The sequence below is a fragment of the Paraconexibacter sp. genome (assembly GCF_041602235.1).
GTDB lineage: Bacteria > Actinomycetota > Thermoleophilia > Solirubrobacterales > Solirubrobacteraceae > Paraconexibacter.
In genome coordinates this window covers 1-14,074 of the sequence record NZ_JBFIGP010000077.1, presented here as the reverse complement: position 1 = coordinate 14,074, position 14,074 = coordinate 1, and the positions used below count along the sequence as shown (strand labels likewise).

The 14,074-nt window shown below is 74.4% G+C and carries 10 protein-coding genes; 5 read left to right on the top strand and 5 right to left on the bottom strand.

Features of this window, described 5'->3' with window-relative positions; genetic code table 11:
* On the bottom strand, nt 1-3,631 hold a 3,631-nt coding region (locus tag ABYE80_RS08540), incomplete at its 3' end, for a hypothetical protein (protein ID WP_372789849.1).
* Between the two features lie 52 nt (nt 3,632-3,683).
* The gene (tmk, locus tag ABYE80_RS08535; RefSeq protein ID WP_372789848.1) at nt 3,684-4,307 is read right to left on the bottom strand and encodes a dTMP kinase; all 624 of its coding nucleotides are present in this window, start codon (nt 4,305-4,307) and stop codon (nt 3,684-3,686) included.
* Nucleotides 4,308-4,370: 63 nt separating this feature from the next.
* On the opposite strand from tmk, the gene ABYE80_RS08530 reads away from it, so the two are divergent.
* On the top strand, nt 4,371-5,531 hold the full coding sequence (locus ABYE80_RS08530) for a hypothetical protein (protein ID WP_372789847.1): 1,161 nt from the start codon (nt 4,371-4,373) through the stop codon (nt 5,529-5,531).
* Between the two features lie 90 nt (nt 5,532-5,621).
* On the top strand, nt 5,622-7,577 hold the full coding sequence (locus ABYE80_RS08525) for a calcium-binding protein (RefSeq protein WP_372789846.1): 1,956 nt from the start codon (nt 5,622-5,624) through the stop codon (nt 7,575-7,577).
* Between the two features lie 15 nt (nt 7,578-7,592).
* On the opposite strand, the gene ABYE80_RS08520 is transcribed toward ABYE80_RS08525, so the two are convergent.
* Both ABYE80_RS08520 and ABYE80_RS08515 read right to left on the bottom strand, forming a co-directional pair.
* Entirely contained in the window at nt 7,593-8,408 is an 816-nt protein-coding gene (locus ABYE80_RS08520; protein ID WP_372789845.1) for an undecaprenyl-diphosphate phosphatase, read from the bottom strand.
* 88 nt (nt 8,409-8,496) lie between these two features.
* Nucleotides 8,497-9,414 carry a PHP domain-containing protein gene (locus tag ABYE80_RS08515; protein ID WP_372789844.1) on the bottom strand — a complete coding sequence of 306 codons (918 nt, stop codon included), beginning with the start codon at nt 9,412-9,414 and terminating at the stop codon, nt 8,497-8,499.
* 86 nt (nt 9,415-9,500) lie between these two features.
* On the opposite strand from ABYE80_RS08515, the gene ABYE80_RS08510 reads away from it, so the two are divergent.
* Nucleotides 9,501-10,790, top strand: coding sequence for a lipase (locus ABYE80_RS08510; protein WP_372789843.1), 1,290 nt, complete (start codon nt 9,501-9,503; stop codon nt 10,788-10,790).
* Between the two features lie 41 nt (nt 10,791-10,831).
* The gene (locus tag ABYE80_RS08505) at nt 10,832-12,463 is read left to right on the top strand and encodes a YncE family protein (RefSeq protein WP_372789842.1); all 1,632 of its coding nucleotides are present in this window, start codon (nt 10,832-10,834) and stop codon (nt 12,461-12,463) included.
* 14 nt (nt 12,464-12,477) lie between these two features.
* Here the strand turns inward: ABYE80_RS08505 and ABYE80_RS08500 are convergent, their stop codons facing one another.
* Nucleotides 12,478-13,299, bottom strand: a complete 822-nt coding sequence (locus tag ABYE80_RS08500; RefSeq protein ID WP_372789841.1) for an endo alpha-1,4 polygalactosaminidase — start codon at nt 13,297-13,299, stop codon at nt 12,478-12,480.
* 65 nt (nt 13,300-13,364) lie between these two features.
* Here ABYE80_RS08500 and opgC point away from each other — a divergent pair.
* A partial coding sequence (gene opgC / locus ABYE80_RS08495; protein WP_372789840.1) for an OpgC domain-containing protein occupies nt 13,365-14,074 on the top strand: 710 nt, incomplete at its 3' end.

Sequence of the window (14,074 nt, the reverse complement as noted above, 5' to 3'; positions counted from 1 at the left end):
CCAGCGCGGTCGCCTCGTCGGCACGCTGCCGCAACGACGCGACCTCGTCGGCGAGCTGCGCTGCACGCGCCTCCGCGGACTCGGCCCGCTCGGACGCCTCCGCGACCGCGGCGCTCCGGGCGTCGCGGTCCTCGGCGAGGGCGTGCAGCTCGGCGGCGAGCTGCTGGGCGCGAGCTTCCAGCTCCGGCACGCGGGCCTCGGACGCTTCCGCGCGCGTCTCGGTCTCCGCCAGGCGCTCCCGCAGCGCCGCCGCCGTGCGCTCGCCGTCCCGGACCTCCTGGGCGTGGCGCTGCGTCACCTCGTCCAGTTCCTGGCGCGCAGCTTGCGCCTGCGACTCGGCGCGCTGCGCCGCGGCCTCGAGCTCGGGCAGGCGATCCGCCAGGGTCCGAGCCTTCTCGGCCTCGGCGCTGGCGGCCTGCAGCTCCTGCGCCAGCGTCTCGGAGCGGCGTTCGGCAGCGATCGCACGATCCCCGGCGCTCACCACCTGCTGCTGGAGCTCCTCCCGCTCCGCGCCGGCCTGGACGAGCTCGTCGGTCAGCGTCCGGATGCGCTCCTTGGCGTCCGACAGCTCTCCGGTGGCAGCGCGGACCGCGTGGCGCGTCTGCTCCGCGGTGGCGCGCTCGGCCGCCAGGGTGCTCTCGAGCTCGCGGACCCGACCGGTTGCGTCCTGCTCCTCGGTTCGGGCGCGCTGCGCGGCGGTCGTCGCCTGCTCGGCCTCCTCGCGCGCGGCTTCCAGCTCGTGCTGGAGCTCGTCGAGCCGTCGCAGGAGCAGGGTCTCCTCGTCGGCGAGCCGGTCCGCCTCGGCAGCGCGCTCCTGGAGCCCGGAGATCGCGTCCCGCGCGCCCTGCGCGTCGCGCTCTGCCCGCTGCGCCCGGATCTCTGCATCCGCCGCCCGGTCCTCCGCCTCCTGCGCCTGCTGCTCCAGGGCGGCCGCCCGCTCCCGGGCCTCGGCGGTGCGCTGCTCGAGCGCCGCCATGCGCGTGCGGGTCTCCGCGTCGCGCGCCTCGAGCGCGGCGGCGCGCTGACCCTGCTGCGCGGCCTGCTGGCGCAGTTCGGCCTGGGCCGCGTGTGCCGCTTCCAGGTCGCGGGCGACGGAGCTCGCCTGCCGTTCGAGGTCGGCGGCGCGCCGCTCGGCCTGCTCGGCCCGCTCGGTCAGCTGCGCCACGACGGCCCGTGCCGTCTCGACCTCCAGTCCGAGCTCCTGCGTCCGGGCCTCGGCCTCCTCGGTCCGGCGGGCGACGAGCTCCGCCGTGCGCTGCGCCTCGGTCTCCAGGCGGGCGGCACGATCCCGCTCCTCGGCCAGCGACCGGCGCACCGCGCCGAGGGTCTCCTCGAGCTCCTGCGTGTGCTCCTCGCGCTCCCGTGCCTGCTGCGCGACCGTCGCCAGGCGCTGCTCGGCGGCTCCCGCCCGGGCCGCGGCCTGCTCCAGCTCGTGGGAGAGCCGGGCCGCCTCGGCGGCGACCTGCTGCTGCTCGGTCAGCGCGTCCTGGAGCTCCGCGGCCCGCTGCTCCGCCCGCTGGGCCTGGTCCTGCGCCTCCTGCGTCCGCTCGGCCTGCTCGGCCCGTGCGCGGTCGACGTCGGCCCGCGCGTCGGCGAGCTCGTCGGCGCGCGCCGCGATGGCCGCCTCCAGCTCGTCGATCCGCTGGTCGCGCTCACCTCGGTCGGCCAACGCGATCGTGAGGGCCTGCTCCAGCTCGGTGGCCCGGTCCTGCGCCTGCGCGAGCTGCTCCCCGACCTGCTCGGCGCGCCCCTCGGCGTCCCGCGATGCCGCGAGCGCGTCGTCGAGCAGGCCGGCGCGCTCGCGGGCGTCGGCCAGCTCCACCCGGAGCTCGGAGAGCTCCGCGCGCACACGGTGGACGGCGCCCTCCGCCTCCGCGCGTGCGGTCGCCTGCTGGTCGAGGCGCTCGCGGGTCAGCTCCAGCTCGGCGGCGGCCTCCTCCGCGGCGGCTCGCGCGCTGCGCTCCTGCTCCAGCGCAGTCTGGAGGTCGGACACCCGCGCGGCCTGCGCCAGTGCGGCCTCGAGGCGCTCGGAGAGGTCCGCCGCCTGCTCCTCGGCCTGCTCGGCGCGGGTGGCCGCCTGCTCCGCGCGCTGCTGGGCGTTCCTGGCGGCCGCCTGCAGCTCGTCGATGCGGCGCTGCGCGCCGTCGGCGCGGGCGTCCGCGGTCTGGCGCGCCTCGTGGGTGGCCGCCAGGCGGGTCTCGGCGAGACGCTGGGCCTCCGTGCGCTCGCGCAGTTCGGCGGCGAGACGATCGCGCTCCTCGCGAGCGGCTTGCGCCTCCTCGGCCGACGTGGTGGTGGCGTCGCGGAGCTCGGCCATCTGTTCCTGCGCCTGCTGGGCGGCGGCCCGGGCCTGCTCGGCCGCGCGCTCGGCGGCGGCGATCTGCTCGCGCGCGGCGTCCTGGGCGGACCGCGCAGCCCGCTCCGAGGCGGCCGTGCGCTCGGCCGTCTCCTCGAGGACGCGCGCGGCCTGCGCCTCCGCGGCCTGGGCCTCGGCGCGCGCCTGCTCGGCGGCGGCCAGCGCCTCGCGGGCCTCGGCGGCACGTTCCTCGATGGCCTGGGCGGCCTCGGCGCGCGCCTGCTCGGCGGCGGCGCGGGCCTGCTCGGCCGCTTCTCGCTCGCGCGCCAGCACCTCGCGGGCGGCGGCGCGCTCACGCTCCAGCACCTCGAAGGCCGCGGCTCGCTCACGCTCGAGCTTCTCGTTGGCCGCGGTCAGGGCGGCCAGGGACGCGGCTGCCTCGGCCTCGCGCGCGGCGAGCTCCGACGTCAGCCGCTCGCGCTCCGCCAGCGCCGCTCCGCGGTCGTCGCCCAGGCGCTCGACAGCCTCGCGGGCCTCGGCGCGTACCTCGTCGAGCTCGGCCCCACGCTGCTCCGTGAGGGCGCGGGCGCGGGCGAGCTCCTCGCGCGCGGCCTCGAGCTCGTGGTCGGCCCGCTCTCGTTCGGCGGCGCGCACGGCCTCGACCTCGGCGGCGGCGCGGGCGACGAGCGAGCTCACCTCGGCCTTCCCGGCCTCCCGCAGGCGTGCGACCTCGGCCTCGCGTGACGTCTCGGCGGCCTGAGCTTCCCGTGCGACACGAGCCGCGGCCTCCTCGAACCGCCGGCGCGCGTCGCGCTCCTCCTCGGCGGCGCGCTGCGCGACCTCCCGGGCGGCACGCTCGTCCTCGAGCTGCTCGCGGGCCTCACGGAGGGCCTGGCGGCGTGTCTCCGCCGCGCGCTCGGCCTCCTCGCGGCGCTGGCGCTCCTCGGCGAGCTCGGCGCGCAGGCCGCCTTCCTGCCGCACCGGCGGCGGCCCCGCGGCACCGCGGGCCTGCGGGCGCGGCAGGTCGACCATGATGCCGCGACCGGCGTCGAGGGCGTAGGCGAGGCGACGTCCCTCCAGGAGCGTGGCCGGGGCCGAGTAGGCGGCGCGCCAGGCGGGCGCGTCGGGGCCCGCGAGCGGTGTCGCGTCGTCCGGGCCGGGCAACGGGGTGAAGCGGTGGCTGCGGCGACCGTCGTCGATCACCAGCACCGGAGCGGAGAGCCGCTCCCGTCCGTCCGCGCGCCAGCGACCGGCGATGCGCAGCAGCACGGTGGTGGGACCGGCGTCGACGCGTTCGAACGCCTCGGCCTCGAAGTCGGGATGACGCGGACTCATGGGACGGTCCCCGGGGAGGGGGACGAACGGCAGAGTCTAGGCGTCGGCGCGGTCACGTCCGGGGGAGGTCGGCGAGGGCGCCGAGCGCCGCCTGGAGCACCTCGTGGGGTCCTCGCGATGCGTCGAGCACCCGGAACCGGTCGGGCTCCGCGGCCGCGAGCTCGTCGTAGGCGTGCGCGATCGTGGCGAAGAACGCGTCCGGCTCCTGCTCGAGCCGGTCCGCCGACTCGCCGCGAACGCCCTGCCGCGCGCGTCCGGTGGTGGGGTCGATGCGCAGCAGGAGCGTCCGGTCGGGCTCGAGGCCGCCGGTCGCCAGGTCGTTGACGGCTCGGACGGTCGCGATGCCGAGCCCGCGACCCGCGCCCTGGTAGGCCAGCGACGAGTCGACGAAGCGGTCGAGCAGCACCCACTCACCGGCGTCGAGGGCGGGGCGCAGCCGCTCGACGACCAGCTGGGCGCGGGCCGCGGCGTAGATGAGGGCCTCGGCGGCGGCATCGACGCGCAGGGCGGGGTCCTTGACGACGGCGCGGAGGCGCTCGCTGAGGGCGACCCCGCCCGGCTCCCGCAGGAGCAGGACCGGCGCCCCCTCACGACGCAGCGCGTCGTGCAGCGCCACGGCCAGGGTGCTCTTCCCCGCGCCGTCGATCCCCTCGATCGTGATGAGGCGCCCGGGCATCTCCGGTGCAGAACCTACCGCCGCGCCGCGGCGGTCGTGTCGCACGTCCGTCTCATCGTCCGCGTGGGCTACCCTCGCTGCCTCGTGCTCGCCGGCCTCGACCACCATCCTCACGCGCGCGCGGTGCTCGGAGCCGCGGTCGGACCCGGAGGGCGTGCCTCGCACGCGTACCTGTTCCACGGGCCTCCCGGGGCCGGGAAGCGCGCCGCCGCCGTCGCGCTGGCGGCGGCCCTGCTCTCGGAGGGCTCGCCCGACCCGGCGGGCGCGGCGCGGCGCGTCAAGGAGGGCGTGCACCCGGACTTCACCCACGTGGTCCCCAGCGGGGCGAGCGAGATGCTCGTGGCCGACATCGAGGAGCCGGTGGTGCTGGGGGCGACGCGCACGCCGTTCGAGGCGAGCCGCCGCGTCTTCGTCCTCGAGCAGGCCGACGCGATGAGCGACGTGGTCGCCAACAAGCTCCTCAAGACGCTCGAGGAACCCCCGGACTTCGTGCACCTCATCCTGGTCACCGACCGGTTGGCCGATGTCCTGCCGACGATCCTGTCCCGCTGCCAGCCGGTGCGGTTCGAGGCGCCGACGCCCGTCCAGCTGCGGGACGCGCTGGGTCGCGCCGGGGCGGGACCGGAGCAGGCCGACGCGTGCGCGCGGCTCGGGCTCGGCGACGCGGGACGGGCGCGTCGTCTGGCGCTCGGCGACGGACCGGCGCTCCGCGCCGGCGCGGAGCGGTTCGCGCGCGCGGTGATCGCCGGGGACCTGGCCTCCGAGCCCTGGGCGGACATCCTCAAGGTCGTGGGTGAGCGCGCCCAGGCGCGGTTCGAGGCGGAGATGGAGCGGACCGAGCGGGCCGTCGAGATGCTGCCGAAGAAGGAGCAGAACAAGGCACGCAAGGCCGGGGAGGTGACGGCCAAGCGCCAGATGCGCCGGGCGACGGCCGAGGCACTGGACCACGGACTGCAGCTCACGGGCCTGTGGCTGCGCGACGTGGCGTGCGTGGTCGACGGCGTGGGCGACCTGGTGCACCACAGCGACCGGTCCCCGCAGGTGGCGCAGGACGCGGCCCGGATCCCGGATGCTGCGGCCCTTCGCGACGCCGTCGTCCTCGTCGACGACACCCGGTCGCGCTTCGCGCTGAACGTGACCGAGGAGCTGGCGCTGGAGGCGCTCGCCTCCCGGCTGGAGCGACGGCTGTCGGCGGCGCGAGCGGAAGTTGGCGCGCAGGCGTGACGAAGAGGCGCGGAGGTGCGTCACCTGACGCGCCTGGCCCCTAGACTGCACGGGATGAAGCGGGCGGGGGGCTTGGCTACGGTGCTGCTGATGCTTGCGCTCTCGGGAGTGGCGCAGGCGAGCACGCTGAAGCTCGACGGGACTGCGGTCCAGTACGCCGGGGACACCGGGGACGACACCGTGACCTTCGACGTCGACGCCACCGACGTGCTGGTCACGGCGACCACGTCGTCGCGGGCCGGCGTGCAGGCATCGGACGGGTGCGTCGAGGTGAAGCGCACGCCCGCGACCGACGACTTCACCTGTCCGCTGGCGGGCGTGACCCACATCGTGGCCGCGGGCGCGGAAGGTGATGACGCCTTCGTCGCGACCTCGCGCGTGAACCTGAAGGTGGCCTTCGCCGGAGGGATCGGGAGCGACCGGCTGCTCGGCGGCGCCGGGGACGATGCGCTGGGTGGGGGCGCAGGCGACGACACGCTCGAGGGCGGTGACGGCGACGACACGCTGGATCCGCTGGATGGCGCGGACACGGTCCGTGGGGGCCCCGGCACGGACACCATCACGGCCCGGGACGGCACGGTCGACGTGGTGTCCTGCGGGGACGGCGCCGACCCGCCGGTGATCGCGGATCGCGAGGACGACGTGGCAGCCGACTGCGAGTACGTGGACCGACCGCCGCCGCCCTCTCCGCCGCCGGCGCCCGAGCCCCCGGCTCCGGGGCCGCCCGCCTCCGATCCGGGGGGCCAGGGCCCGCCGCCCGCCCCGGCCGACCCCGCGCCCGTCCCGTCCGACCCCGCGCCCGTCCCGGCAGCGCCGGCGCCCGCCCCGGCGGGCGCCGTGGAGATCCTGGCCGTGGGGCAGGGTGAGGGTCGGCTCATCGTCACGGTCCGCGCGCGTCTGGCCGGCACGGTCACGGTCGAGGTGCTCGGTCCCACGTCGGGCGCGCTGGGCAGCGTGTCGCGGACCCTCAGCGCCTCGCGCTCCGGTCAGAAGCTCGCGGTCGACATCGCGGGCACCGACCTCCGCGCGCTGGGTCGCGAGGGCCGCGTGCCGGTGACCGTCGCCGTCCGACTCGTCGAGAGCGGCTACGCCTCGGCCTCGGCGGAGCGCGCCGTGTTGCTCGTGGTGCGTCCGCTCTCGCGGTTCCGGAGGACCGGGCGGCTGCGGCGTGGCGGGTTCGCGGCCAACCGCATCTCCGGCACCGGCCGCAACGACGAGCTGTACGGCGACTCCGGCAACGACACCGTGAACGGGCTCGGCGGGGACGACCGCCTCTCGGGAGGGACCGGCAACGACCGCCTCCGCGGTGGTGCCGGGAACGACGAGATCGACGGGGACGACGGGGACGACGACATCGACGGTGGCCCGGGCGACGACGTGATCATCGAGACGCGCTTCGGCGACGATCGGATCGCCGGCGGTGACGGCGACGACTTCATCGTCGGGGGGCGTGGCATCGACACCATCTCCGGGGGTCCCGGCGACGACATCATCTTCGGTGGGTCGGCCCCGGACACGATCGACTGCGGTCCCGGCGAGGACATCGCGTTCGTCAACCTCAACAGCGAACGCAGCAAGCTCAAGGGCTGCGAGACGGTGCTCGAGGAGGACGACGAGATCTCCGTCCCGTGCTCGGCAGGGGGGACCGACGGTCGCGAGACGCTGCTCGGGACGGCGGGCGCCGACGTCTGCCGTGCTGGTGGCGGTGACGACGACGTCGAGGGAGCGGGCGGGAACGACCTGCTGTACGGCGACGCGGGCAACGACCGGATCTTCGGCCGCTTCGGCGACGACCGCCTGTACGGCGGGGCCGGGGACGACGAGCTCGAGGGCGGTCGGGGTGAGGACGACCTCTACGGCGGCGCCGGGAACGATCAGCTCAACGGCGGCTACGACCCGGATCGGCTCTACGGCGGGCCTGGCGCGGACCGGCTCATCTCGCGTGGTGGCGGGAAGGACTTCGTGGACTGCGGTCCCGGGCGCGACACGGCGATCGTCGACCGGCGGGACACGGTCCGCGGCTGCGAGAAGGTCACGCGGCGCTGAGCCGCGGCGCCCGCCTCAGCTGATGGCGCCGGCGCTGACGAGCACGAGCACCAGGGAGCCGATGGCGACCCGGTAGGCGACGAAGATGCCGAACGAGTGGGTCGAGATCCAGCGCAGCAGGAACCCGATCGTCGCGTAGCCGACGGCGAACGCCAGCACCGTCGCCAGGAGCGTCGGCCCGAAGCCGGCGCCGTCCCCGTCGCTGATGTGGCGCATCTCGAACAGGCCGGAGAGGACGACGGCCGGAACGCTGAGCAGGAACGAGTAGCGCGCGGCGGTCGGGCGATCGAGGTTCAGGAACAGGCCCATCGTGATCGTCGCGCCGGAGCGCGAGACGCCCGGGATCAGGGCCAGCGCCTGCGCGAAGCCGATCAGGATGCCGTCGCGGAGGGTGAGGTCCTCGAGGCTGCGCTCCCGCTTGCCGACGCGCTCGGCCAGCAGCAGGACGAGACCGAGGACGATGAGGACGGTGGCGATGAGGTAGAGGTTGCGAGCCCCGTCCTCGATGGTCGTCGAGAAGGCCAGGCCGAACACGCTGACGGGGATGGTGCCGACGATGATGAACCAGCCCAGGCGCACGTCGAGCGTGCCGCGCAGCGACGGGTCCCGCAGGGACCGCAGCCAGGCGCTCGCGATGTTCCACAGGTCCTGGCGGAAGTACAGGAGGATCGCGGACATCGTGCCGAGCTGGGTGACGGCGGTGAAGGCGGCGCCCGGATCCTCCCAGCCGAGGAAGGCAGGAACGATCCGCACATGGCCGGTCGACGAGACTGGGAGGAGCTCGGTCGCGCCCTGCACGATGCCGAGGACGATCGCGTGAAGGGCGTCCATTCGACGCAACAGGGTACGGACTCGTATCCGACCACGACCTGCGCGCAGCTGCGACGGCCGTCACCGCGACGTCGCGTTCGCAGCCGTGTTAGGGGGAGGCGGGCGCGCCGATCGGGCCGAGGTTCGGCGTCAGCCCGTGGAGCGAGAAGGCCCGGAAGGTGTGGAAGCGCGCGTGCTCGGGCCCATGGAAGTCCGCCGAGCCCGTGGTCAGCAGCCCGAGCTTCGTGCAGTGCTCGACGATCAGGCGGGTCTGGTGTGCGGTGTGCGTGATGTAGAACGCCTCGACCCCGTCGAGACCGGCGGCGGCGAACCGATCGATCGCGCCCAGCACCTCGGCGTCCTCGTCGAGATCCCAGAAGGGGTGGGCCCAGACGGCGAGTCCCCCTGCCTCGTGGATGATCTCGATCGCCCCCTCGACGGTCGGCGCGGCACGCGGACGGAACGCGGGGCGACCGGGGATCAGGTAGGCGACGAGCACGGCGTCCGCGATCTGGCCGAGCGTGGCCCCGGGATGGGCGAGCTCCTCGTCGGCGAGCCGGCGCGCGTTGTCGGGGTGCGAGGCGACGGCGCGGGCGAGGTGGGGGCGGCCGACGGCGCCACCCGCCGCTCGCTGGGCGGCCAGTTCGCTGCGGTCGACCTTCCAGCCCACCTCCTCCAGGGCGTCCGCCATGCGGGAGGCCCGTGTCCCGCGGTCGGCACGGCACAGCTCGAGCACCTCGGTGAGGCGTGCCGAGCGGTGGTCCACGTTGTAGCCCAGGAGGTGCAGGTCCTCGTAGACGCCGTCCAGGACGCTGATCTCGACGGCGGGCACCACCGTGATCCCGTGCTCCCGCCCTGCTTCGAGCGCCTCGGCCACGCCCTCGACGGTGTCGTGGTCGCTGAGCGCGAGGATCCGGGTCCCGGCGGCGGCCGCGCGGGCCACCACCTCGCGGGGAGGCAGCGCCCCGTCGGAGCGGGTCGAGTGCGACTGGAGGTCGAAGGTGGGGGCGTCGTCCGGAAGAGGCACGCCCGACGGACCCTACCCGGCGCCACGGGTGGCATCCGGCGGCGGGAGCGTCTCCTCGTCCGCCGCGGTCTGGGAGCATGGGAGCGATGACTCGCCGTGGGGCCCTGGTGCTGTCGCTGCTCGCCGTGATCGGAGTCCTCCCGGGGAGCGCCGGTGCTGCCGAGCGCTTCGCGCCGGTCGACGCGCCCGACCCCGGGCTGAGCGTCGACGCAGCCGCGGTGGAGAAGGCGATGCTCTGCTCGGCCGGGGTCGACGGGGCGGCCCGGACACCGGTGCTGCTGCTCCAGGGCACCGGCGCGACCGCCAAGGACAACTGGTCGTGGACCTACCAGCCGGCCCTCGACAAGCTCGGCGTGCCCTGGTGCGCGCTGGACCTCCCGGAGCAGGCGAGCGCCGACATCCAGCAGGCCGGCGAGTACGTCGTCCACGCGCTGTGGAACATGAGCGCGCGCGCCAAGCGCAAGGTGTCGATCATCGGGCACTCCCAGGGCGGCATGGTCGGTCGCTGGGCGCTGCGCTGGTGGCCCGCCACCCGCGGGCTGGTCGACGACCTGATCGGCTTCGCCCCCTCGAACCACGGCACGACCGAGGCGACGTGCAGCACCGAGAGCCCGTGCTCGCCCGCCGGCTGGCAGCAGCGCGACGAGTCGGACTTCATCCGCGCGCTGAACTCGCGGCAGGAGACCTTCGCTCCGATCTCCTACACCAGCATCTACACGCGGACCGACGAGACGGTGAAGCCCAATCAGGACGCGGAGACCGGGTCGTCGTCGCTGCGGACGGGGGACGGTCTGCGCACCAACGTGGCGACGCAGGACATCTGCCCGGCCGCGACCTACGAGCACCTGCTGATCGGCCTGATCGACCCGGTGGCCTACGCGCTCGCGGTCGACGCGCTCACCCATCCGGGGCCGGCGGACCCCGCGCGGATCGACCGCGGGGTGTGTGCCCAGGCGTTCCACCCCGGGATCAACCCGGTGACCGCGCCGGTCGACGGCGCGGCGGCCGCCGCGTCGTTCGCGTCCTACGAGGCCCGCACCGTGCCCGCCGAGCCGCGACTCGCCTGCTACACGACCGCCTCGTGCGGTCCGGCCGGGAGCGGCGTGGGCACCACGGGCATCGTGCCGGCCCGGCTCGTCAAGCCGTACTGCCAGTCCCGGCGGCGCTTCGCCGTGACGTTCCGCGCCCTGCGGCCCGGGGTGCGGGCCACCCTGGCGGGCAAGCCGCTGCGGCTGCGGAGGTTGAAGGACAAGCGGCTCCGTGGCACCGTGGACCTGCGCAAGCGGCGCAGGCAGACGGTCCACGTCGTCGTGCGCGGGAAGGACCGCCGAGGCCGCGACGTCAAGCTCGTGCGCCGGTACCGGACCTGCCGATGAACTGAACGCCCACGTTCACGATCGTGACTACCATCTTCCCCATGCTCGCCTTCCGTCTCCGTACGTCGACCATCCTGCGGGCGGCGCTCGCGGCGGGGATCGGCCTCGCGGCCGCCCCGGCGGCGCACGCCGCGACGATCCTCGGTCCCGAGCCGACCCCGGGGGTCACCCGGCCCGCGATCCTGGTGGGCAACAACTGGGACGGGACGACCGACATCGTCGACCCCGAGACGTACGAGCGGCTCGACCGCGTCAACGTGGTCCCCGACAAGAGCGAACGTCTCGCGGAGATCATGTTCGACCCGGTCAAGCAGGGCTTCTTCATCGGCGTGCGGGAGCTGATCGGCGAGGGCAACGACCAGTTCAACGACGACGTCTTCTCGTCGAACGACGGCAGGACGATCTACGTCTCGCGTCCCAGCTTCGCGGACGTCGTGGCCATCGACCTCGCGAGCAAGAACATCGTGTGGCGCGCCCCCGTGGACGGGTACCGCTCCGACCACATGGCGATCAACGCCCAGGGCACCCGCCTCCTGGTGTCCGCGTCGACCGGCAACATCGTCCACGAGCTCGACACCGCGACGGGGGCACGTGTCGGCGGCTTCCCCTCGGGCGACTCGCCGCACGAGAACACCTACTCCAAGGACGGGTCGAAGGTCTACCACGCGAGCATCGGACGCGTGTACCTCCCGACCGACCGGCCGTCCGTGATCGACTCGGCCAGCAAGGGCGGGCAGTACTTCCAGGTCGTCGACGCGAAGACCAACGAGATCCTCAAGCGGATCGACATGGGCGAGAAGCTCGCGGAGGCCGGGTACCCCGGGCTGTCCTCCGCGGTCCGCCCGATGACGCTCTCGCCCGACGAGAAGTACGTCTACTTCCAGGTCTCGTTCTTCCACGGGTTCATCGAGTACGACCTCACGACCGACAAGGTCACCCGGGTCGCCCGCCTGCCGATCTCGGAGGAGGCGGCCAAGCTCATGCCGGAGCAGTACCTCCTGGACTCCGCCCATCACGGCATCGCGCTAGACAAGAAGGGCGAGAAGCTCTGCGTCGCGGGCACCATGTCGGACTACGGCGCGATCGTCGACCGCGAGACCTTCGCCGCGCGGATCCTCGACGTCGGCAAGAAGCCCTACTGGTCGACCAACAGCGCCGACGGTGAGTCCTGCTACGTGTCGGCCAGCCAGAACGACTGGGTCTCCGTGATCGACTACAAGACGGAGAAGATCGTCCACCGCATCCCGGTCGGCCGGCATCCGCAGCGGGTTCGCAACGGCGTGGTCCGGGTCGCGGACTACCCGCAGGGCAAGTACGGCGAGGCGTTCGACCTCGAGATGTTCACGTCCCGTCAGCCGGTGAGCTTCCGCGGAGGCGACGAGAACTTCGGCTGCCGTGCGGCGAAGGCGCAGAAGCTGCGTCTCGCGTCCTGCCGCGTGGACCTGCGGGCGCGCGTGCGCGGCGCGAAGAAGGTCTCGACCATCGCGCGCGGCACCCGCACCGTGTCGGGTCGGCGCTCCTTCAAGGTCGACGTGAACCTCACCAGGACCGGGAAGGCCCTCCTGAAGCGCCGCCCCGGCGGCGTCCGCGTGACCGCGCGGTTGCGTGGCGTCGACTCGATCGGGCGGGTCCGGACCGTGAGCAAGCGCATCACGATCCGCACGCGCCGGTAGGCGGAGGTTGCCGCTCAGCAGTGGGCCGACCGGTGGCCGGGACGGCCCGCCGGGCGCAGGTCGCGGTCGCGGTAGGTGATGGCGATCGCGGCGCCACGGGCCGCGCACGCCGCGCGGAAGGCGCTCATCGCGTACTCGATCTCGTAGACCCGACGCCCGTACACCGCGGTGAAGGCGTCGCACTCGGCGTAGCGCTGGCAGTCCTCGGCGATCGCGAAGTCGAAGCGCAGGCGCCGGGCCTGCGGGAGCAGTTCGACCGTGTTCTTCTGGGCGACCGCGAGGCCGAGCCGGTGGGCCCGCGCCACCAGTGATCGGGCCAGGGCTGCGTTGGCGGAACGCCGCAGCAGTCCCCCCGAGCGCGTCCACGAGTCGAGGTTGTCCAGGTCCACGGCCCGGAACCCGTCCTCGGCGCAGCCGCGCAGCCAGCGGCCGACGATGCGCGCGATCGCTCTCCGGCGGGTGGTCGTGCGCGTGTCCAGCAGCACCTCTCCCGGCCAGTCCGGGTCCTGGACGGCGCGACCGCGCCTGCGCAGCAGCAGCGTCGGGTGGTGGGCACGCCACCAGCGGTTCTGCTGCGGCTGCGTCTGGAAGGCGTTGACGTAGCAGACGTTGTAGCGGCCCCGGGCGGGGCGTTCGGTGCGGTCACGGACGACGATGCGCGTAGCGGGGGCGGGGGGATACGCGCCGCCCAGTTGGTACTCGAACTGCGCGTCTGCCGGGGGCGGGACGACGGTGCGGGCCGCGCCGGCCGCGGGGGTCAGCAGGCAGGCACCGCCGAGGACGATCGCCGCGATCGTCGGCGTCCGGCGCAGGGGCGGCCAGGGGCGCAGGGCCATGCGTCCATGATGGCGCGTGTTCATACCCGACTCCATGAGTCGGTCTTTGTTAGGGTGGCCGAACTATGCAACGCGACGCGGGGGTCCTGAGCGACCGGGGAAGGGTTCCGGCCACGGCGAGAACGCCAGGTGTCGCCGAGCTCGAGCAGTGGCCGGTGCTGCCGTGCCCGCCCCGTCCGGCGGGCCGCGACGTGGCCCTCGATCTCCTGCGCGGCCTGGCGATGATCGTCCTCGTCGTCAACCACGCGCAGCTGTCCTCGTGGCTGGGCGTCGCCACCAGCACCCTGGTATCTGCGGCCGAGGTGCTCGTCCCCGTCTCCGGTGTCGCAGTCGGCATGGTGTTCGGGCGTCGCTGGGTGGTCAACGGCGCGCGGGCCACCACGCTGCAGCTCTGGCGCCGGGCCCGCACCCTGTACTTCGCCTCGGTGACCGTCGGGGCGCTCGTCGGACTCGCCACCTTCCTGCCGGTGCTCGCGGTCGACGCGGCGTCGGTGTCCAACGGGGGCCGGGAGCTGTACGCCTTCGACGGCGCGCTGCGGACGGTCCTCGCTGTCCTGACGCTCGAGGCTGGGCCCTGGCAGATCAACGTGCTGGGCCTCTTCGTCGTGACGCTCCTCATCGCTCCCGCGCTGCTCTGGGCGCTTCACCGTGGCTGGTGGGCCGGCCTGCTGGTCCTGAGCGCGGCGCTCTACCTGCTGGGCCGCGCGCTCGACGTCGACGTGCTCCCGACCCAGTCCGAGGGTCCGTTCCCCGTGCTCGTGTGGCAGGTCCTGTT

Bases quoted from the DNA above. Each gene is read 5' to 3' on its own strand.
- tmk (WP_372789848.1), bottom strand. From the start codon at position 4,307: ATGCCCGGGCGCCTCATCACGATCGAGGGGATCGACGGCGCGGGGAAG.
- ABYE80_RS08525 (WP_372789846.1), top strand. From the start codon at position 5,622: ATGCTTGCGCTCTCGGGAGTGGCGCAGGCGAGCACGCTGAAGCTCGAC.
- ABYE80_RS08520 (WP_372789845.1), bottom strand. From the start codon at position 8,408: ATGGACGCCCTTCACGCGATCGTCCTCGGCATCGTGCAGGGCGCGACC.
- ABYE80_RS08510 (WP_372789843.1), top strand. From the start codon at position 9,501: ATGACTCGCCGTGGGGCCCTGGTGCTGTCGCTGCTCGCCGTGATCGGA.
- ABYE80_RS08505 (WP_372789842.1), top strand. From the start codon at position 10,832: ATGCTCGCCTTCCGTCTCCGTACGTCGACCATCCTGCGGGCGGCGCTC.
- ABYE80_RS08500 (WP_372789841.1), bottom strand. From the start codon at position 13,299: ATGGCCCTGCGCCCCTGGCCGCCCCTGCGCCGGACGCCGACGATCGCG.